Here is a 20,187-nt window from a genome sequence, read left to right on the forward strand (position 1 = left end):
ATTATGACCATAATAGAATATCACCACACGCATCAATGCATTATTATTACGCCGGTAGAGCCGCCCCACGACGAAGACTTTGAACTGTGGAGTCGCTTGTTTTTACACCACGATGAAATAACCATTAATGAGTACTCTGCTGGTGCCGATCGTCATCAACTGCGCTTCACTTATCAGCAGCAAACATTTAATTTAAACTTTGAACACTACAGCCAAAGTATTTGGATTAACGGTGAAGGCCATGACGCTGAACATTTATTAGCCGCACTTACTTTTTACCTAAGTTAATAGCAATTAAATAACTTCAAGCTCTCTACTTTTAACTTACATTTTAGTAACAATGATGTAAGCTGATATTACGGTAGTAATTTGCTACGTAGCAGTAAAGGGTTTGAATGATTACTAAAAAATGGATTTCATCTTGTTGTTTTAGCCTCTGTATTCCAAGCTTTTTTATGTTCAGTTTAGCTGCGCAAGAAACCCCTCATGCGCAAAATGATTGCGCAAGCGAGCAACCAACGCCATCAAGTAGTAATAATTTACGCCGTCAACTAGATCAACCAACGCCATTGTTAAAGCAAAGTAGTAATGCAAAAATTGCCAATATTACTTTGCAGCAACTTAACGTATTTAATACTGAACTCGAAGCCGAAAATAACGCCCTATTTCGCTTTGCTAACCGCGCGCATATTCAAACTGAGCCAGAGGTTATTAAAAGTATTTTATTGTTTGAGAGCGGTGATAATTTTGATCCTAAAAAGCTCGCCGAATCAGAACGCTTACTGCGTAAACAAAACTATTTATACGATGCTCAAGTCATTGCCACCGAAAACTGCGAAGGGAACGTTAATGTTACCGTCGTTACGCGTGACTTATGGACACTACTACCAGAAATAAGCTTTAGCCGCAGTGGCGGGGAAAACAAATCAAGCATTGGTTTTCGCGAATCTAACTTATTTGGCTGGGGTAAACGTTTGTCGCTGTCGCGCACTACAGATAGCGATCGTAATGGATATTTATTTGTATACGACGATCCTAATATTTTATCAACCCGCTATCGTGGGCGATTAGAGTACGCCGATAATAACGATGGTAAACGCCATCTGCTAGAGCTTACCTATCCGTTTTTTGCTATAGACACCCCTTTTAGCTACGGTATTTTAAGCTATTCAGAGCAACGCGAAGAAGCGCTATATCAGCGCGGTGAAAAATTTAGTGAATTTGATCAAACGACCGACTACAACAGCTTTTTTGTTGGTCACTCCAAATCATTAAGCCGTAACTGGACCCAGCGCCTCAGCCTGGGCTACGTTGATGAGCAACATACTTTTGCTGCAATAGACTCTACCTTTGCCCCCTTAGCTGTCGATCGCAGTTTAAGCTACCCCTATGTAAGCGGACACTGGTTTGAAGATAACTTTATAAAAGTACGCAATTTCGACAGTATTTATCGTACTGAGGACTTAAACTTAGGTTGGAACATAAAAGCCTTACTGGGTTACTCCGATGAATCTGTTAGTAACGATGATAGCCGCGCGGTTTACTCTTTTAACTTTAAAAAAGCTCACTTTAGTGGCGATAATACCTTATGGCGCTTTAGTGCAGACATTGATGGTTACTGGAATAAAGAGCAGGACAAATTTGAAAACCTGATCTCCACCAGCCAAATACAATATTATTTAAATACCAGCATTGATCAGTCTTGGTATGTAAAAGCTCGGGTGCAGTACGCTAAAAACCTCACTGACGATAAACAACTTACACTCGGCGGCGAAACCGGCCTACGTGGCTACCCTATGGATTATCAACATGGAGATCGCAGCTTTTTAGTGAGTTTAGAAAAGCGCTACTATTGGGAATATGATTTACTACAATTATTTAAAGTAGGCGGCGCTGCTTTTCTTGATGTTGGCCGAGCATGGTCTAACACCCCAAACAATATTGAAGATAGCCGCGTTCTTAAAAATGTAGGTATAGGCCTGCGCTTAGCACCAAGCCGTGCTAATGCCGGCACCATGATCCATATAGATATAGCTGCACCGCTAGATAGTGCCGATGGCGTAGATTCGGTACAGTGGCTGGTAAATGTTAAAAATTCTTTTTAAATGGCTATTTCGTCGCACCCTAAAGCGTTAAACTGGGCATATATAATTATTGTGAGACTATAACTTTGGAATTGTTAGCTCTGCTTGGCACCCAATATAAACTGGTCGTTACCCTTATTGCGTTATTACTTTTTCCGATACTGTTAAAAGGTACTAAAAAGCTTCTCGAAAAAGCTATTAAAGGAAAAATAGACCTACACCGAAAATATCGTGCTGAGCTATTACTTAAAATTATCCTCGCATTTGTGATGTTATGTTTAGTGCTGGTATTTTGGGGTATTGAGCTACGCGGACTCCTAGTACTAGGTTCGTCGCTATTTGCTATGCTAGGTGTTGCACTGTTTGCCGCTTGGTCATTACTGAGTAATCTTACCGCTTTTTTACTGATGTTTATTCAAAATGACTGCCGCGTTGGCTATTGGGTACGTATTGTTGATGGCGCAAATAGTATTGAAGGGCGCATTATAGAAATGGGCTTAATGAATGTAGTGCTTGAGCACATTGACGGGCATAGAGTTATTTATCCCAATAACTTATTTGTAACTCGTCCGGTGCTGGTTTTAAACAAAGAGCCTAAGCCAACAAAAGCCCCGGTAATTAGGCGTATTATTGGCCCCAAAAAGCCAAATAAATAGCAATAAAAAAGCCGTTTTGTTATCCCAACTGGGTTAACTAAAACGGCTTTACAATTTATTCTACCAACATTTAGTAGCTTACTATTACAACTAGTTATTTAACTCAGCTGTTTTAAGCTCATCATCTAAATCATTTATTTCATCAATAAAAGTGCCAAGTTGTTGTTCAACCAAGCTATTTGCATGAGCAAAATATGCAATATGAAACACTGCATCACCCTCATTTACTAATGGCATAGTTTGCTGGCCAATAATAATTCCACTGCGTGGTGCTGGTAACTCAAGTTCAGAGTCGCCAAGTGGGCTGCTAATATAAGCAAGCACTTGTCCCTTAGTAACACGCTCTCCAAGCGATACCTGCGCACGCACAATGCCATCTACATTAGCACGCACCCAACTTGTAGAGCTGGCTATAATAGGCTCAGGAAGCTTTCTAGGACGCTTACCACGGATCATTTTTAAATGGCGCATAACATAGTCAACGCCTTGTACACCTGCAGCAATCGCAAATGGGTCAAAACGCAGTGCTTCACCGGCTTCATAAGTAATAACCGGGATCCCTAAGTTAGCGGCTTCGCTGCGCAGTGAGCCATTACGTAACGAGGCATCTATCACTGCGGGTGTACCAAATGCTTTAGCCATTTGTGCGGTGGCTTCATCGGCTAAATTAGCGCGTATTTGCGGTAAGTTAGTGCGGTGAATAGCTCCGGTATGTAAATCAATAATATGGGTACAATGTACTGCCACTTGATTAAAAAACATATACGCCATACGACCAGCCAGCGAGCCACGCTCTGAACCCGGAAAACTGCGGTTCATATCGCGTCTATCAGGTAAGTAGCGCGACTTATGTATAAAGCCAAACACATTTACAATCGGCACCGCAATCAGCGTGCCGCGCAACTGGTTAGGATCTATTTTAGCAAGTAATTGACGCACCACTTCCACGCCATTGAGCTCATCGCCATGAATAGCCGCACACACCATAAGTACCGGCCCTTCCATAACACCATTAACCACTTCAATTGGAATATTAAGTGGAGAGTGGGTATAAAGTTTTGCCGCTTCTAAGGCCAGCGTTTTACGCTCGCCTACGCCAACACTTTCACCTAATAAGGTAAAAGAACGGTTAATTTTAACCTTTGCCACGAGTTGCGGTTCCTTTACTTGACGCAGTTTTTTCAATGAAATCAATCACCATGCCTGCAATATCTTTACCGGTTGCTATTTCAATGCCCTCAAGGCCTGGTGATGAGTTAACTTCCATCACTAAAGGACCACGTGACGAGCGAAGTAAATCAACACCGGCTACATTTAAGCCCATCGCTTTAGCAGCTGCAACGGCTGTTTTACGTTCTTCTGGCGTAATACGCACTAATGTAGCGCTACCACCACGGTGAAGGTTTGAGCGGAACTCACCTTCTTGTGCTTGGCGTTTCATTGCTGCAATCACTTTGTCACCTAAAACAAAACAACGAATGTCAGCACCACCGGCTTCTTTAATGTACTCTTGCACCATAATGTTAGCTTTTAAGCCCATAAATGCTTCAATAACACTCTCAGCCGCTTTACGCGTTTCAGCCAATACCACACCAATACCTTGCGTGCCTTCTAGTAGTTTAATTACTACCGGCGCACCGCCTACCATTTCGAGCAAGTCTTTTACATCATCTGGTTTACTAGCAAAACCAGTCACTGGCATACCTACACCTTTACGAGATAAAAGCTGTAATGAGCGCAACTTATCGCGAGAGCGAGAAATAGCAACCGACTCGTTTACTGGATACACGCCCATCATTTCAAATTGACGCAGCACCGAACAGCCGTAAAACGTAACTGATGCGCCAATACGCGGAATAACTGCATCAAAGCCTTTTAAGTTTTCACCACGATAGTGAATTTCTGGTAGCTCAGAGTTTATATTCATATAACAACGCAGTGCATCTACTACTTTAACTTCGTGACCACGAGCTTCAGCCGCCTCAATTAAACGACGCGTTGAATACAATTTTTTGTTGCGAGATAAAATACCAATTTTCATAATTTAAACCTTAATAAGTACGTATTATTTTAGAAGCTTAGTCCCTCTAAAAGTTAATACATCCTTATAATAAATGAGATAAAGCCGGGTCAACGACTATACGATTTTCCATGGCTGTACGCCCGAGTAACATTCTAAACTTCATTGTTGCGCGGCTAGTTAAGGTAATTTCTATAGGCCAGCTATATTTACCCGCATGCAATGTTGTTTCTATAAAGTAACGTAACTCTTTTTGCCCGCCAGAGCTGGTTACGTGCTTCTTCTTTTTAACTTTTGCATTGCAAACAACTTGTGTTTCTTCATCTTCTTGCAATGGCTGGGTAATAAATTTAACCCACTTTTCGCCATCAACTTCATACTCTTCTATATTAAGTGCATGAATACATGAGGTGCGGGCACCGGTATCAATTTTTGCTTTTACTTTCTCGATGCCTAGCTCTGGTAAACTCAACCACTCACGCCAACCAACGGTAATCTTTGCTGTCATAAATGTGCCCTTAATAAAAAAGTGTCTTATACGCTACCGGAAAAAAAACACCAACAAAATAAATTTATCAAGTCGACAAATTGATTTGATTGATCTTTATAGCCGACTAGTTTAACAATATAAGCGTAACAAACTAGTCAACTTTAAGGGCCAAAAACCCCCTTGTTCGAAGCGCTAAATAAATTTAACTTCTTAAAAAAGAAAGATAAGTTTAATTTACTAAAGTAAATACACTATAGTAAACGGTATTAAAAACACACCATCTATGAGAAATTATTATGATTAATGGCTTACTTCACGCCCTTGTACTTGATGAGCAAGGCGGTGCGCGCACTATAGAAAACAGCGCCGAACTACATAATTGGCAACCAGAGCAAGGCAAGCTTTGGGTGCACATGGATTATAGCCAAGCTGACGTTGTCACTTGGCTAAAAGGCTGTGAATTTTTAACCGACTACGAATTAGAGTCGCTAACTGCAGACGAAACTCGTCCACGTATCACCCCTGCTACAAACGGCCATATGTTATTTTTACGCGGTATTAATTTAAATCCGGCACAAAGCCCTGAAGACATGGTTTCAATTCGCCTTTTTATTAACGATGATATTGTTATTACTACCCGAAAGCGTCGCTTACTATCTATTCAAGATATTTTAGCTTCATTTAGTAACAATACCGGTCCGCGCAGTATTTCTGAACTCGTCTGCACTATCACCCAAAAACTCACTTCCCGTATGGAAAGTGTTATTGATGCTTTAGATGAAACCCTAGATGAATTTGAAGAAGAAATAGATGAGCCAAGCAAAAAGTTTGATAATCAAGGTTTGTCGCAATTACGTCGGCAAACTATTGCTTTAAAACGCTATTTAAAGCCACAAAAAGAAGCGCTTATTAGCATGGTTAATCATCACTATTCATGGCTCTTCGATGAGGATAAAGCTAAGCTTAATGAAACCACTAATTTACTAACTCGTTACCTTGAAGAATTAGACAGCTCAATAGAGCGGGCGCAAATTATTCAACAAACAGTCACTAACCAAGTATCTGAGCAGCTAAATCAGCGTATGTATGTTATGTCGGTGGTGGCTGCATTATTTTTGCCACTGGGCTTTTTAACCGGCTTATTAGGCGTAAACGTAGGCGGCATACCTGGCACAGAAAGCCCTTATGCGTTCACTTTATTCGTCGTGTTTTTAGTTGTACTTACCGGCAGTATTGGCGTGTACTTTAAAAATAAAAAATGGCTGTAACAGTATAAATTAATTATTCAGTGAAAGTAACGCGCTGCGGGTAAAGCAACAAGCAAAGCGATATTAGCTTTTAACCTGTGTATAAAAGCAAAGACAGCTTATAAATACGATGGGTAATTTAACGTGAGTAGCATCAAATTTTTATGCAATAAAAATCTGATGCGGCTCTAAACACGCAAAAAAAATTCAAATATAAAACCCTCTATATTCTCCAAAAAACAAACCACACCAGATAAAGTAACAATTTAATTACAATAAACTAGCAAAACCCTTGACTATTTGTTACTAATATAGGAAATAATAACTAGGAAGCTCTGATAGTATTGCCTCCTAGTCTTTCTCTATAATGCCTTTAAGCAAGTGAATTAGTACTGTGGTTTATTTTTGCGTCTATGACTTTATTAGGTTGTAGCTCGGTTAAAAAGCCAACTTTTAATAACGATATTGTAGTGATTGATGTAGCTGATTTGAACCAATATTGGGTTGCTAAAACATCTAAGGTAGTTTTCTTACCTGGGCGTCCAAAGTGGATACCTAAAGGAATGGGTAAAGCATCTTTTTTTATTACTATTGATTCTAACGGAACTTTGGTTAGTAGAGAGTTAATTGACTCCATACCTAATGATTGGATGACACAAAAAATATTAGATAAAATGCCAATACAACAATATAAGCCTTCCATAACTAACCCGACTAAAATTCCGGTTAAGGTTAAAATAAACTCAGAATTAAAGGCACTTGTTGATATAACTTAATACTGATTAAACGTGAATATTTAAAACACTAAACTGCAACATCTGGTTGCTTTATATTTTAAGGAAAAATAATGAGAAAACTCGGAATTTCAATTGCTTTATTAGCTTTAGCAGGCTGTGCATCAACAAATTATTCAGATTTTGACGTTAGTGAAGCTGTAATATCAAAGCTTAAAATTAACGAAACTCATAATTTAAATGAAAGGCAGCATAAGCTAGAAATATCTTTTGATTATGAAATATCTGAATATGTAGATGCGAACAATTTATATAATTGCTCTGTACAATTTTTAGCTTTAGATGGCACAACAATCTCAATATCAAATGGTAAAAAATCACCTTGTGAGTTGAATAAAGCCAAAGGCGAAAAATCTATAGTATGGCCAACCATATTAGATAAGGCGCACTCTCCTTCTGAAGAGCAGCTTTCTAAAATAAAGTACCCTATAGAATACTTTATAGCTATTCATCAACGAACTGGTAAAAACACGAATCGAATAATCGGAAAGTCCGCCATCCAAGTTAGCACGGTAAAAATATAGCTCACTAACGATCTAATACAGTTTGTAGAGATTATACCAATATAAAAAAGGCGAACATTTTACAATGTTCGCCTTTTTTATAACAGTCAGCTAATTACTCTTGAAAGTAAGTACCCCAACCGTCGTATTCTACTTCGCATTCAACAGCAAGTGCTGCCAGCTTATCAACGTCTTCCATTATTACGTCAACATCAAGCTCTGACTCTACAACTATGTCAAAACTCCAAATTTTTGCACCGTCTTCAAGCTCAAGCTCTGCTGGTTCTTCCACATCGTAGCCTAATTTAAAAGCGGCTAATGCGGCCTGCTCTAACTTAGGGAAGTCTTCACATACAAAGTGATGTTCTACTTCGTAAAGTATTTCAGGGTCTGAACCATCTTCGAGTAATGAAGATACGATGTCTTCACTTATTTCACGCCAGTTTTCCATTAATTTTCTCTCACTTGAGCATCTAATTCAGTTATTTTAGCAGCCATAATACTGTGCACACTTTTAGCGTGCTCGCGCGCGCTGATGTTTTTATCAAGCGATATGGGGGCTAACATTTCAATATAAATTGTACCATTATCCCAACGATTTAGTTTAATGGTTTTATGCGTTGTGCTCATACATACGGGCACTATGGGTACTTGCGCACTTAAAGCGGTATGAAATGCGCCTGTTTTTAAAGGTAATAAACCGCGTCCGTAACTGCGTGTACCTTCTGCAAACATCCATACTGATAAGCCATTTTTCTTTATTTTTTCAGCGGCTTTAGAAATAGTTCCCGCAGCTTTTGAGCGGTTTGTACGATCAATTAAAATATTCCCCGAAAGCCAATACAACTGACCAAAAAATGGCACCCACTTTAAGCTTTTTTTACCTACGCTCACGCAGTTTTTAGGCACCATTGCAGGAATAGTAAATAAGTCATAACTATTTTGATGATTTGCCACATAAACCGCAGGACCAAGATTTACGCTATCCGGATGATGTTTTAGTACAACTTTAACGCCCAGCATTTTTGCTACTGAGCCAAACCAGCTCGCTATAATATGCACATTATTAGGATGAAATGGCCTCACTATTGATAACAGTAACCCAAAAATACAACTTAATAATATAAACAACAGCATAATAAAAATACGTATAACAGCAAGCAACAGAGCGTCTCCAAATATAATCGCGTTAAGCCAGCGGCTATTATAACGTTATTTTATGATCTACACGAGAAAATAGCGCACAAGTGTACGCTCAATTTTACAACAAACTAAATTTATAACAAAAAAATGGCCTGCATAAGCAAGCCGTTTAATATGAGCGAATGTGAATTAATCGCTACTCATCAATAGCATTTTCAATTGGCTCGTCGTTTTGCGGGCTAAACTCTACAACAGCTTCGTCTACTCTTTGTAGGCCTCGTGGTAGTTTATTACCCCTACGCCCTCGCTCGCCATAATAATGTTCTAAATCACTTGGTTTAAGCGTTAGTTTTCGCTTACCTGCATGCAGCGTTACACTACTGCCATCAGGCACTACTGCTAATACTTTTACAAACTCTTCGCGGGCTTGTACTTTAGCCCCCGGAATAGAAATTATTTTATTACCTTTACCTTTACCTAATTTTGGTAAGTCGCGCAGCGGAAATAACAACATCCGCCCTTCGTTGGAAATGGCCATACAATAATCACTAGCGACCTCGTTAACCCTAATTGGCGACAGTAATAAACCGCCTTTAGGTACGCTCACCAATGCTTTGCCGTTTTTGTTTTTACTCACTAAGTCTTTAAAGTCAGTAATAAAGCCATAACCTGCGTCTGATGCCATAAGTAATACTTGGTTATCTTCACCCATTACTACGTGCTCAAAGTTAGCGCCTGCACTAAGGTTAAAACGCCCTGTCATGGGCTCACCTTGGCTACGTGCTGAGGGCAGGCTATGCGCATCGGTTGCAAACGCTCGTCCTGCTGAATCTAAAAACACGGCGGGCTGATTACTCTTACCCCGAGCTGAGGCTCTATAAGCATCACCGGCTCGATAACTTAACCCTTGCACATCTAAATCATGTCCTTTGCCAACGCGTGCCCAGCCCTTGTCTGAAAGCACCACAGTGACCGACTCTGATGGGATTAAATCTTTTTCATTTAACGCTTTTGCTTCTAGGCGTTCAACAACTGGCGAGCGACGGTCGTCGCCATATATTTCAGCCGCTTCTTGAATTTCTTTTTTAAGCAACGTTGACATACGACGATCTGAGCCTAGCGTTTGCTGCAATTTATCACGCTCTTTAGCGAGTTCATCTTGCTCACCACGTATTTTAAATTCTTCTAACTTAGCTAAATGACGAAGTTTTAGCTCTAAAATAGCTTCTGCTTGTATGTCTGTTAAATCAAAGCGCTCCATTAATACTGGCTTTGGTTTATCTTCGCTGCGAATAATTTCAATCACTTCGTCAATATTTAAAAAGGCTGCTAATAAGCCTTCTAAAATATGTAAACGCGCTAACACTTTATCTAAACGATATTGTAGACGTCGACGTACTGTTTCGCGTCTAAACACTAACCATTCGGTTAAAATAGTCAGTAAATTTTTAACTTGCGGACGCCCATCTAGGCCAAGCATATTTAAGTTTACACGATAGCTTTTTTCTAGATCTGTGGTGGCAAATAAGTGCGCCATTAATGGCTCAGCTTTAATGCGATTTGAACGCGGAATAATGACGATACGAGTCGGGTTTTCGTGATCTGACTCATCGCGTAAATCGGCTACCATTGGCAGCTTTTTAGCGTTCATTTGCGCTGCAATTTGCTCCAGTACTTTACCACCAGAGCACTGATGTGGCAGTGCGGTAATAACTATATCACCCTGTTCTTGCGTATAAACAGCACGCATTTTGATTGAACCACGCCCAGTTTTATATATTTTGTGAATATCGGCTTTTGGGGTAATTATTTCTGCGTCTGTAGGGTAATCTGGCGCATGTACCAAGGTGAGTAATTCTTCAAGCTCAGTTTTTGGTTTATCAAGTAATAAGCAACAGGCACTGGCTACTTCACGCACATTATGAGGCGGAATATCGGTTGCCATACCAACTGCAATACCCGTTATACCATTGAGTAATATATGCGGTAAACGCGATGGCAGTACCACAGGCTCATCCATGGTGCCGTCAAAGTTTGGCGTCCAATCTACCGTCCCTTGGCCTAGCTCTTTGAGGAGTATTTCAGAGAACTTAGATAAACGTGCTTCGGTATAACGCATTGCCGCAAACGATTTAGGATCGTCGGCCGCGCCCCAGTTTCCTTGCCCGTCAACCAATGGATAACGATAAGAAAACGGCTGCGCCATTAATACCATGGCTTCATAACAGGCACTATCACCATGGGGATGGTATTTACCTAGTACGTCACCTACGGTACGGGCTGATTTTTTATACTTGGCATTAGCCGATAATCCCAGCTCGCTCATAGCATAAATAATACGTCGCTGTACTGGTTTTAAGCCATCGCCCACATGGGGTAATGCCCTATCCATAATTACGTACATAGAATAGTTTAAGTAGGCGTCTTCGGTAAAACGACCCATTGTTTGTTGCTCAATTCCTTGCATTAGCAAGGTATCTGTATCACTCATTAAAGCTTACCTAGTTTTTCTTATAGCTTACACGGTAGATCACATTGGCGTAATCATCGCTTACCAATAGACTGCCGTCACCTAATTCTGCAAATGCAACAGGGCGTCCATATGTTGTTTCGTCTTGCATAAAGCCTGTAATAAATGGCGTATATTTAGTTACACGGCCTTGCTCAATGCTCGCTAATGCCACTTTATAACCTGACTTTTTAGAACGGTTCCACGAGCCATGTTCAGCAACAAATAACTGCTGCTTATAGCTTGCTGGAAATTGCTTACCGTTATAAAAATGAATACCCAAAGGCGCTACATGCGCCGGTAAGGCTAGTGCAGGTGAAGTATAGTCGGCAATTTTTTTACCTTTTCCAAATTCAGGGTCAATAATCGCGCCTGCGTGAACATACGGAAAACCAAAATGCTCGCCCTCTTTAGTGACTCTATTTAACTCATCTGGCGGAATGTCATCCCCCATCATGTCGCGACCATTGTCGCTAAACCATAACGCTTGTGTGCTAGGGTGAAAGTCAAACCCTACTGAGTTACGTACGCCTTGCGCCAGTGTAGTAATTTGCTTGGTTTCTACGTTTAACGCAAAAATACGGCCAAAACGCTCGTCTTCAGCGCAAATATTACAAGGTACACCAACCGGAATTATTAGCTCGCCAGTTGGGGCAAAGCGTAAAAATTTCCAACCATGATGGCGCTCTGATGGCAGCGCATCGTAAAGCACCTCAAACTGTGGGTTTTTTAATTGCGTATCAATATTTTTAAAACGAATGATGCGGTGTACTTCACCAACATATAAATCGCCATCTTTCATTGCTAAACCTGAAGGCATATTTAAGCCCTCTGCAACCAGCATTTTTTTATCTGCTACGCCATCGCTGTTATGATCAATAAGTGCATATACATTGCCTGCTTTGCGCGAGCCAACATATACTATGCCTTTTTTTGATACTACAACTTGCCGTGCATTTTCAACATCACTGGCAAATAAGCTAAGCTCAAACCCCGGGGCTACCGTGAGTTTATCTAATATATTTTTAGCCATTACGGTATTGCTAGTTAAACCTAGTAATAGCACTATTTTTAGTACCGTATTCATATATTCTCCTTGTTTATTTAAACGCAGACGCTAATTAAACTTGTGCCTTGTTACCGTGATCCTCTAGCCATTGACGCCTATCTGCAGAGCGTTTTTTAGCCAGTAACATATCCATCATTTCCATGGTTAATTCTTCTTCATCCAAGGTGAGTTGCACTAAACGCCGGGTATTTGGATCCATAGTAGTTTCACGCAGTTGCAACGGGTTCATTTCACCCAAGCCTTTAAATCGCTGTACGTTTACTTTACCGCGTTTTTTCTCAGCTTCAATGCGCGCTAAAATACCGGTTTTTTCGTCTTCATCTAGTGCGTAATAAACATCTTTACCAATATCGATTCTAAAAAGTGGTGGCATAGCAACATACACATGCCCTGCTTTTACTAGTGGCTTAAAGTGGCGCACAAATAAGGCGCACAATAGGGTAGCTATGTGTAACCCATCCGAGTCAGCATCGGCTAATATACATATTTTATTATAGCGCAGCGCTGTTAAATCGTCTGAATCTGGGTCTATACCTAATGCCACCGAAATATCGTGCACCTCTTGCGATGCTAATATTTGCCCCGAATCAACTTCCCAGGTATTTAATATTTTACCACGCAGCGGCATTATTGCTTGAAACTCACGGTCTCGCGCTTGCTTAGCCGAGCCACCTGCCGAGTCACCTTCCACTAAAAATAGCTCGGTGCGATCGTTATCTGCGGCACTACAATCGGTTAATTTGCCCGGAAGTGCAGGCCCTGCGGTTACGCGTTTACGGATCACTTTTTTAGCAGCACGTAAACGTCGCTGCGCATTAGAAATACACAATTCAGAGAGTTGCTCTGCAATATCGGTATGCTCGTTTAGCCATAAACTAAAGGAGTCTTTTACTACGCCCGATACAAATGCCGCACATGAGCGCGACGATAACTTTTCTTTAGTTTGACCGGCAAACTGCGGATCTTGCATTTTAACAGAAAGCACATAGCTACAACGCTCCCAAATATCATCTGGGGTGAGTTTTACACCTCGTGGTAATAAATTTCTAAACTCACAAAACTCACGCATTGCCTCAAGTAAACCTTGGCGTAAACCGTTTACATGAGTACCGCCTTGTGCGGTAGGTATTAAGTTTACGTAACTTTCAGCTATTGACTCGCCCCCTTCAGGTAGCCAAATCAATGCCCAGTCTGCACCTTCAATTGAGCTTGAAAACTCACCTACAAAGGGCACATCTGGTAATGTTTCGTAGCCTTTAATGGCTTCAATTAAGTAATCTTTTAAACCCGTTTCGTAAAACCATTCTTGGGTTTCTTTAGTTTGCTTATTAACAAACTTAATGCGTAAGCCTGGGCATAACACGGCTTTAGCTTTTAATAAGTGATTTAGTTTAGTGATTGAATAGTTAGGCGAATCAAAGTAACTAACGTCTGGCCAAAAACGTACTGTGGTACCGGTATTGCGCTTACCCACCACGCCAATTACGCTTAAGTCTTCAACTTTTTCGCCATTTTCAAATGCCATTCTGTATTGCTGGGCATCTCGTCTAACGGTCACTTCTACGCGGGTTGATAGCGCATTTACAACCGAAATACCAACGCCGTGTAAACCACCCGAAAACTGATAGTTTTTGTTAGAAAACTTACCACCAGCATGCAGTTTGGTAAATATTAGCTCAACCCCGGGAATACCTTCCTCTGGGTGAATATCAATAGGCATACCACGGCCATCGTCACTCACTTCGAGCGAGTTATCTTCGTGTAAGATCACATCTATTCGAGTGGCATGGCCGGCCATTGCTTCATCGACACTATTATCGATAACTTCTTGGCCTAAATGATTTGGCCGCGAGGTATCTGTATACATACCGGGGCGGCGTTTTACCGGATCTAACCCATTGAGTACTTCAATAGCTTCGGCGTTATAATTTTGCTGACTCATAATTTTTATCTTTATATGCGCTAACTAGTTTTATTTAATTTAAGAAAATCGACAATGCTTGCAATAGTGCGCTCAAAGCCAATAAAGCTGTGATCACCACCAAATTCTATTAATTGCTTACAGTGTGAATAATAATTTACTGCGTGTTGAAAATTTAACACTTCATCACCCGTTTGTTGCAACAAGTACAACAACTCAGGGTGCTTTAACTCGCTCAATGTTAATACTTTTAAAGCATCTATATGACGGTTATTTAGTTCATAATTATAATCTTGATACGGATTATAATTTGCCCCAAGTAAAGGCTGTAATAAATTGCCCGGTGCTACCGCTGGGTTAATAACCACCGCAGGAATATGATAACGCTGCGATAAATAGGTGGCAAAAAAACCGCCTAATGAACTACCCAATAACGCGGTATTAGGTGTGATTAACTGCTCTAACTCGATAATAGCTTGCAGAGGTTCGTGGTTTAAACGTGGTACATAATAGTCAACATCATAGTGTGCCATAAGCTCACCAAAGCGCACAGCTTTATATGATTTTTCAGAACTATTAAAACCGTGAATATAAATTACGCGCTTAACCATATCACGTCCGTATTTATATGCACTTGCCCTTGCGATGAGTTTATATAAAGCATTCTATAAGCTGGGCCATTATTTTGCTGTTGCCACGCTTTACTGTGCTTAGTAAATTGCACTGAGCTTGCCGGCGTAGCGTAAATATCAAGCTCTCTAAAACATTGCGTATAATCATTATGCACATGACCATGAATAAGCGCAGCAACATTGCCATTATTAACCAATGTATTTAATAGTTGTGGGCCATTTTCGAGCATATGTTTATCTAAATAACCGTTTATTGGCAACGGATTATGATGGCAAAATACCAGTTGCTTGCTAACTGGCTGCGCTAAACAATCGGATATTTCATTTAAATGCTCACTTGTCACCCAACCGGCTGGAGTGAGCCCTTTGGAGTTAATAAGTAATAGCTCAATATCAGTGCTTGCGTTATTAGTTAGGTTATTAGCCACTAAGCGTTTTGCCGCTTTTATTTGTCCACCACTGATTTGCTCAAGCAAGGCAATTTCGTCATGATTACCTGGTAGCCAAAATACTGGGCAAGTAAGTGTACTGTTGCTTATAAGCTCACTAAATAATAAGTAAGATTCCACACTATGATCTTGTGTTAAATCACCGCCAAATACCACTGCATCTAGTTGTTGTAACGCCATATGTTCAAGCGCTTGTTGAAAATATGTGGCTGTATTTACCCCAAAGTACTCAGCATTTCTATCGGCAAATAAATGGCAATCTGTAACATGAGCAATACGTAAAGATGGCTTATTAAAAGTATAAGTATCATCAAACCAAGCCATTATTTACATCCCAATTTAGCGTGGCTTGGCCATGCTCAACACACGCCACCAGCCAATCATATAAAAAGGCGTTAAGCTGATATTTTTCATCTTTTTGATGCATTTTAGGATTAGGATAACCGTAAGAAGGTTTTATGCGCTGATGATAGTCGTGATGAATAATTTCGGCCACTTTCGCATCATTATAAAGCCTAACGGTTAAGTATAATGGGGTAATGCCTTTTACCATTCCTGATAGCTGTTTAATTGACACATCCATAGTGTATTTAGCCATGTCATCTATTTTTACAGCAAACTCACTGTTACCCAACTTTACCTCGCGAATACTTTGTTTAATTTGCTCGCTTGGTAATAACTTTAAAAGCCGCACGTAATTATGCTCGCAAAGTGTTAAATACTTTGGAAGGTTTTGAATATATCTTTCGGTTGCTAAAAGTGCTGTCAAAGTACCGCCATTACAATTTATAAATTACTATTTATGTATAAAATTTATGCCCACTTGTTGATCATACCATCACGATTGAGCGCTAACCATTGCAAACAAATAACCGTTGCAGCATTGTCTATTTCCCCACTATTAAGCCGTGCCAGTGCATCATCTAGCGTTAATATATGGGTTTTAATATCCTCCCCTTCCGTTTCTAAACCGTAAACTCCGCTGTTTACTTGGCTTAAATCGGCGCGGGCTAAATATAAATGTAACCGCTCAGTAGTGCCTCCTGGGCTTGAAAGATACGAAAGCATAAACTCGAGCTCGGTTAAATTAAGTCCGGCTTCTTCATAGGCTTCTTTTTTTACTACCGCTGCATAATCCTCACTGCCATCGGTCATACCTGCAATACATTCTAACAGCCATGGCGAATGTTTGCTTTTTATTGCACCAATGCGTATTTGCTCTATTAATAACACTGTATCGGTTACAGGGTCGTAAGGCAGCACGGCAATAGCATCGCCGCGTTCTAAAATTTCACGGCTAATGAGTTGCGACTCGCCACCGGCAAATAATGCATGTTCAAATTGATATAAGTTAATTTTAAAAAAACCATCGTAAAGGTTAGTAATAGGTTTTAACCTCACATCTTGGTGAGTAAATTCGATCAACTTTTTATTGGTCATATAACTACCTCTTACTTATTTTAATAAACTAAAGTGGATTAATATATTCTGTTACACTTACAAACATTGTTTTACTCATTTTTTTTTTAGTTATGAGCCAAAACAGGTTAACATGCCCAATAGTATAAAATTTGTCTAAGGACCGAACCACACATGAAAAAGAACATCCTTGCGGCGCTGGTTAGTTTATCATGCGCAATTGGCGCTACAGCTGCTCACGCTGAAGATTTACTACAAGTTTTTGAAATTGCGACAGCAAACGATCCTACCGTGTTAAAGGCAAAAGCCCAAGCGGATGCACAATCTTATCAAAGTGATCGTGCGATGAGCGCATTATTACCTCAAATAGGTTTAAGCTTAGGCTACGAAAAAAGTGACTCTACCTCTTTTCAAGTTGATGAAAGTACCTTCAACCAAGTTAAACTAGAAAGCGATACTGACCAATTCACTCGTGGTGTTAGCTTAAGCCAAACACTGTTTGATTTAGGCGCATGGAATAACCTAGGTATTGCTGATAAACAAGCTTTACAAGCCAGTGCACAGTACGATTTTGCTAAGCAAGATTTAATAGTACGTGTTGCCGATGGTTACTTTAATGTATTAAGTGCTATCGATAGCCTTGAATTTGTTAAAGCTGAAAAGCGCGCTATTGAACGCCAATTAGAGCAAACAAAGCAACGCTACGCGGTAGGCCTAACTGCTATTACCGACGTACACGAAGCGCAAGCTCAGTTTGATAACTCAGTAGCACAAGAAATTGTTGCCGGTAATGCCGTAGAAACAGCACGTGAACTACTGCGCGAAATAACAGGTAAGTACCACGCAAAACTTGACGTTTTAAATACCGAAACATTTTCAACTGTAAAGCCAAATAAACCCTCTAGCGACTTAGTTAAAGTGGCTGAAGAAAAGAACTTAAATTTACAAGTAGCAAAAGTCACAGTTGATATAGCTAAAGATCAAATTGAGCTAGCGAAAGCAGGCCACTACCCAAAATTAACACTTGATGCGCGTTACGGTGATTCTTTAACCAATCGCGACACAAACGGTGCAAGTTTTGATAACCAACCTCGTGCCGATTCGACCACTATAGGTATTAACTTTAGTGTGCCTCTTTACTCAGGTGGTGCCACGGTTGCTGCAACTAATCAAGCACGTGCATTTTACGTCGCTGCAAGCCAAGATTACGAAACTAACTATCGCGCAGTTACACGCACAGTTATTACTTCTTATAATCAAGTGGTTTCAGATATAGCGACCTTTAGAGCGCTAGAGCAAGCGGTTATATCTGCCGAGAGTGCACTTAAAGCAACTGAAGCAGGTTTTGAAGTAGGTACTCGTACTATTGTTGATGTACTTGTTAGCACACAAAACTTGTACAATGCAAAACGTAACCTTGCCAATGTTCGCTATCGCTACGTGGTATCTACGCTGCGTTTAAAACAAGCAACAGGAACACTTACAAATGCTGACTTAATGGCGATTAATAAAGGTTTAAACGCAATTTAACACAACTTAGTGTCCCGTCCTGAAATAGGTTGACGGTTTTAATTAAAGGCCAGCATTTTGCTGGCTTTTTGTGTTTTATAGCGCTTAGCGTTAAACTAGCGTTTTTATTATTAGAGAATTTTTTTGTGGTTACCTCATCTCCTTTTAAAATATCTTTTTTGGGTCCTCGTTACTGGTTAACTTGGGTGGGTGTTTTCTTTTTATATTTAATTTCGTGGCTACCACAAAAGCTACAACTAGCAATGGGCAAGCAGCTTGGCCGATTAGTGCATAAATATATGAAGCGACGCCGCCATATTGCTGAGGTAAATATAAGACACTGCTTCCCAGATATGAGCGAAGCAGACCAACAAGCATTAGTATTAAAAAACATGGAAAATACCGGAATGGCCATGGTCGAAACCGGTATGGCATGGTGGTGGCCAAAGTGGCGAGTACAAAAAGCTTACGGTTCAATTAAAGGGCTTGAGCACTTTGAGCGCATTCAAGCGTCGGGCAAAGGCGTGTTAATGCTAGTTCCGCATATTTTGCATCTTGAAATGGCGAGCCGTGTAATGGGATTAAAATACCAAGGCTTAGGTTTTTATCGCCCGCACAACAATCCGCTTATGGAATACTTTACTACCAATGGTCGCTTGCGCTCTAACGAATATTTAATTGGCCGAAAAGACGTAAAAGGTTTATTAAAAGCACTTAAAAACAAAAAAATATGTTACTACTTACCTGATCAAGATTATGGTCGTAAGCATTGTGAATTTGTGCCATTTTTTGCCGTACCAGACACAGCAACAACCACAGGAACGCTAATGTTTGCAGCCAGTAAACACTGTGAAACAGTTAGTTTAGTTAGCCGTCGCGACGAACACGGTAAATACCACTTAGAAGTATTACCTGAACTTGAAAACTTCCCCAGTGGCGACAAGAAAGCCGATGTCACTCGTGTTAACCAACGTATAGAACAAGCAATTAATGCCGCTCCTGAGCAATATATGTGGCTACACCGCCGTTTTAAAACACGCCCCGATGAAAATAGCACTTCTTTTTATTAAAAGTAATGGTATAACAATAGATAATAAAAATAAAAATGAGTACCAACTATGTGGTTCTGGATTAAACATTTATCACTGGCTGCGGGGCTAATAATTCTCGCAGTCTACTTTTTATTAGGTGATGGTCCAGTATTTGATTTTAAAGAATCAAACAATGCAGCGGCGCAAGGATTAAGTCGGTTTTACTCTTCAATTCGTAATAAAGTGAGCAACGAGCAAGGTAAGTTTGTATTGCAGCTTAAAAAGCCAGAACAAACTCTTGAGCGTGTTTTAGCTGAGCGCATGCGTATTATTGAACCGATTCCAAAAACCTGGACAGGTAAAATTGAGCCTCGACGCTTTGAAAACGGGTCAACACTAAAAAAGGCGTTATCGCAATATGCCAGTAATGAAGGCATAGAGTTATATTGGTATTTAAGTAAAGATTACGTCGTTAAAGATCATTTTAGAGTCGATAGCAATTTCACTTCTACCTTGTATCAAGTAGGGCGTGCAATTAACGACGACTTTGAAAACGAAGTATACACTTACTTATGTCATAAACAGCGCGCGGCCGTAATTACTGAACTACCTTCTGAATTTGTTCGCACTAACTGCTTACAACTTAAAGCTTGAACTTAATAATTAGCACTTTGATACTCATCTGAGTATCAAAGTGACGCGCGCTTAACC

The 20,187-nt window shown here is 40.2% G+C and carries 21 protein-coding genes; 9 read left to right on the forward strand and 12 right to left on the reverse strand.

Annotated features, from left to right (window positions below; all coding sequences use genetic code 11):
• The first annotated feature begins 3 nt into the window (after window positions 1–3).
• From H5058_RS00580 to H5058_RS00590, 3 genes are all read left to right on the forward strand, one after another.
• A complete protein-coding gene (locus H5058_RS00580) occupies window positions 4–288 on the forward strand; it encodes a DUF3630 family protein (protein ID WP_011329221.1) in 285 nt (94 codons plus the stop codon).
• Window positions 289–395: 107 nt separating this feature from the next.
• A complete protein-coding gene (locus H5058_RS00585) occupies window positions 396–2,105 on the forward strand; it encodes a ShlB/FhaC/HecB family hemolysin secretion/activation protein (RefSeq protein WP_182676509.1) in 1,710 nt (569 codons plus the stop codon).
• A gap of 65 nt (window positions 2,106–2,170) precedes the next feature.
• Window positions 2,171–2,740: a mechanosensitive ion channel domain-containing protein gene (locus tag H5058_RS00590; RefSeq protein ID WP_011329223.1), complete on the forward strand. Its 570-nt coding sequence runs from the start codon at window positions 2,171–2,173 to the stop codon at window positions 2,738–2,740.
• 90 nt (window positions 2,741–2,830) lie between these two features.
• Here H5058_RS00590 and H5058_RS00595 read toward each other — a convergent pair whose 3' ends face one another.
• From H5058_RS00595 to H5058_RS00605, 3 genes are all read right to left on the reverse strand, one after another.
• Window positions 2,831–3,889, reverse strand: coding sequence for a succinylglutamate desuccinylase/aspartoacylase family protein (locus H5058_RS00595; RefSeq protein WP_011329224.1), 1,059 nt, complete (start codon window positions 3,887–3,889; stop codon window positions 2,831–2,833).
• A complete protein-coding gene (gene rimK, locus H5058_RS00600) occupies window positions 3,876–4,781 on the reverse strand; it encodes a 30S ribosomal protein S6--L-glutamate ligase (RefSeq protein ID WP_011329225.1) in 906 nt (301 codons plus the stop codon). Before rimK ends, H5058_RS00595 begins: the two co-directional genes overlap by 14 nt.
• 64 nt (window positions 4,782–4,845) lie before the next feature.
• On the reverse strand, window positions 4,846–5,268 hold the full coding sequence (locus H5058_RS00605) for an ATP-dependent zinc protease (protein ID WP_086995212.1): 423 nt from the start codon (window positions 5,266–5,268) through the stop codon (window positions 4,846–4,848).
• A gap of 278 nt (window positions 5,269–5,546) precedes the next feature.
• Here H5058_RS00605 and H5058_RS00610 point away from each other — a divergent pair, with 278 nt between their 5' ends.
• The 3 genes from H5058_RS00610 to H5058_RS00620 all read left to right on the forward strand — a co-directional run bounded on the left by H5058_RS00610 (window position 5,547) and on the right by H5058_RS00620 (window position 7,815).
• Window positions 5,547–6,518, forward strand: a complete 972-nt coding sequence (locus H5058_RS00610; protein ID WP_011329227.1) for a zinc transporter ZntB — start codon at window positions 5,547–5,549, stop codon at window positions 6,516–6,518.
• A 392-nt stretch (window positions 6,519–6,910) separates the two neighbouring features.
• Window positions 6,911–7,273, forward strand: coding sequence for a hypothetical protein (locus H5058_RS00615; RefSeq protein ID WP_182676511.1), 363 nt, complete (start codon window positions 6,911–6,913; stop codon window positions 7,271–7,273).
• A 71-nt stretch (window positions 7,274–7,344) separates the two neighbouring features.
• Window positions 7,345–7,815 (forward strand): hypothetical protein, encoded by a 471-nt coding sequence (locus H5058_RS00620; protein WP_011329230.1) that lies wholly within the window; start codon window positions 7,345–7,347, stop codon window positions 7,813–7,815.
• A gap of 94 nt (window positions 7,816–7,909) precedes the next feature.
• On the opposite strand, the gene rraB is transcribed toward H5058_RS00620, so the two are convergent.
• From rraB to H5058_RS00665, 9 genes are all read right to left on the reverse strand, one after another.
• Window positions 7,910–8,245, reverse strand: coding sequence for a ribonuclease E inhibitor RraB (gene rraB / locus H5058_RS00625; RefSeq protein ID WP_011329231.1), 336 nt, complete (start codon window positions 8,243–8,245; stop codon window positions 7,910–7,912).
• Window positions 8,245–8,958 carry a 1-acylglycerol-3-phosphate O-acyltransferase gene (locus tag H5058_RS00630; protein ID WP_086995208.1) on the reverse strand — a complete coding sequence of 238 codons (714 nt, stop codon included), beginning with the start codon at window positions 8,956–8,958 and terminating at the stop codon, window positions 8,245–8,247. Before H5058_RS00630 ends, rraB begins: the two co-directional genes overlap by 1 nt.
• Before the next feature lie 175 nt (window positions 8,959–9,133).
• Entirely contained in the window at window positions 9,134–11,428 is a 2,295-nt protein-coding gene (parC, locus tag H5058_RS00635; protein WP_182676513.1) for a DNA topoisomerase IV subunit A, read from the reverse strand.
• Window positions 11,429–11,438: 10 nt separating this feature from the next.
• Entirely contained in the window at window positions 11,439–12,533 is a 1,095-nt protein-coding gene (locus H5058_RS00640; RefSeq protein WP_011329234.1) for a sorbosone dehydrogenase family protein, read from the reverse strand.
• Window positions 12,534–12,567: 34 nt separating this feature from the next.
• Entirely contained in the window at window positions 12,568–14,457 is a 1,890-nt protein-coding gene (parE, locus tag H5058_RS00645; protein ID WP_011329235.1) for a DNA topoisomerase IV subunit B, read from the reverse strand.
• Between the two features lie 20 nt (window positions 14,458–14,477).
• Window positions 14,478–15,047, reverse strand: a complete 570-nt coding sequence (locus H5058_RS00650) for a YqiA/YcfP family alpha/beta fold hydrolase (protein ID WP_011329236.1) — start codon at window positions 15,045–15,047, stop codon at window positions 14,478–14,480.
• A complete protein-coding gene (locus tag H5058_RS00655; RefSeq protein ID WP_182676516.1) occupies window positions 15,032–15,841 on the reverse strand; it encodes a metallophosphoesterase in 810 nt (269 codons plus the stop codon). Before H5058_RS00655 ends, H5058_RS00650 begins: the two co-directional genes overlap by 16 nt.
• Complete coding sequence (locus H5058_RS00660; RefSeq protein WP_182676518.1) at window positions 15,828–16,286, reverse strand: DUF1249 domain-containing protein; 459 nt, start codon at window positions 16,284–16,286, stop codon at window positions 15,828–15,830. Before H5058_RS00660 ends, H5058_RS00655 begins: the two co-directional genes overlap by 14 nt.
• 44 nt (window positions 16,287–16,330) lie before the next feature.
• On the reverse strand, window positions 16,331–16,957 hold the full coding sequence (locus tag H5058_RS00665; RefSeq protein WP_011329239.1) for an NUDIX domain-containing protein: 627 nt from the start codon (window positions 16,955–16,957) through the stop codon (window positions 16,331–16,333).
• A 153-nt stretch (window positions 16,958–17,110) separates the two neighbouring features.
• Between H5058_RS00665 and tolC the strand changes: the two genes are divergently transcribed.
• From tolC to H5058_RS00680, 3 genes are all read left to right on the forward strand, one after another.
• The gene (gene tolC, locus H5058_RS00670) at window positions 17,111–18,466 is read left to right on the forward strand and encodes an outer membrane channel protein TolC (RefSeq protein ID WP_182676521.1); all 1,356 of its coding nucleotides are present in this window, start codon (window positions 17,111–17,113) and stop codon (window positions 18,464–18,466) included.
• 125 nt (window positions 18,467–18,591) lie between these two features.
• Window positions 18,592–19,515 (forward strand): LpxL/LpxP family Kdo(2)-lipid IV(A) lauroyl/palmitoleoyl acyltransferase, encoded by a 924-nt coding sequence (lpxL, locus tag H5058_RS00675; RefSeq protein WP_011329241.1) that lies wholly within the window; start codon window positions 18,592–18,594, stop codon window positions 19,513–19,515.
• A gap of 48 nt (window positions 19,516–19,563) precedes the next feature.
• Window positions 19,564–20,130 (forward strand): toxin co-regulated pilus biosynthesis Q family protein, encoded by a 567-nt coding sequence (locus tag H5058_RS00680; protein ID WP_182676523.1) that lies wholly within the window; start codon window positions 19,564–19,566, stop codon window positions 20,128–20,130.
• The last annotated feature ends 57 nt before the right edge of the window (window positions 20,131–20,187 follow it).

This window comes from Pseudoalteromonas sp. SR45-4 (assembly GCF_014163535.1).
GTDB classification, from domain to species: Bacteria; Pseudomonadota; Gammaproteobacteria; order Enterobacterales; family Alteromonadaceae; genus Pseudoalteromonas; species Pseudoalteromonas nigrifaciens.

Coding starts and splice junctions, on each gene's coding strand:
- H5058_RS00640 (WP_011329234.1), bottom strand. CDS start 12,533: ATGAATACGGTACTAAAAATAGTGCTATTACTAGGTTTAACTAGCAAT.
- H5058_RS00650 (WP_011329236.1), bottom strand. CDS start 15,047: ATGGTTAAGCGCGTAATTTATATTCACGGTTTTAATAGTTCTGAAAAA.
- parC (WP_182676513.1), bottom strand. CDS start 11,428: ATGAGTGATACAGATACCTTGCTAATGCAAGGAATTGAGCAACAAACA.
- parE (WP_011329235.1), bottom strand. CDS start 14,457: ATGAGTCAGCAAAATTATAACGCCGAAGCTATTGAAGTACTCAATGGG.
- H5058_RS00680 (WP_182676523.1), top strand. CDS start 19,564: ATGTGGTTCTGGATTAAACATTTATCACTGGCTGCGGGGCTAATAATT.
- H5058_RS00585 (WP_182676509.1), top strand. CDS start 396: ATGATTACTAAAAAATGGATTTCATCTTGTTGTTTTAGCCTCTGTATT.
- H5058_RS00655 (WP_182676516.1), bottom strand. CDS start 15,841: ATGGCTTGGTTTGATGATACTTATACTTTTAATAAGCCATCTTTACGT.
- H5058_RS00605 (WP_086995212.1), bottom strand. CDS start 5,268: ATGACAGCAAAGATTACCGTTGGTTGGCGTGAGTGGTTGAGTTTACCA.
- H5058_RS00615 (WP_182676511.1), top strand. CDS start 6,911: ATGACTTTATTAGGTTGTAGCTCGGTTAAAAAGCCAACTTTTAATAAC.
- H5058_RS00580 (WP_011329221.1), top strand. CDS start 4: ATGACCATAATAGAATATCACCACACGCATCAATGCATTATTATTACG.
- rimK (WP_011329225.1), bottom strand. CDS start 4,781: ATGAAAATTGGTATTTTATCTCGCAACAAAAAATTGTATTCAACGCGT.
- H5058_RS00610 (WP_011329227.1), top strand. CDS start 5,547: ATGATTAATGGCTTACTTCACGCCCTTGTACTTGATGAGCAAGGCGGT.
- H5058_RS00665 (WP_011329239.1), bottom strand. CDS start 16,957: ATGACCAATAAAAAGTTGATCGAATTTACTCACCAAGATGTGAGGTTA.
- H5058_RS00620 (WP_011329230.1), top strand. CDS start 7,345: ATGAGAAAACTCGGAATTTCAATTGCTTTATTAGCTTTAGCAGGCTGT.
- rraB (WP_011329231.1), bottom strand. CDS start 8,245: ATGGAAAACTGGCGTGAAATAAGTGAAGACATCGTATCTTCATTACTC.
- tolC (WP_182676521.1), top strand. CDS start 17,111: ATGAAAAAGAACATCCTTGCGGCGCTGGTTAGTTTATCATGCGCAATT.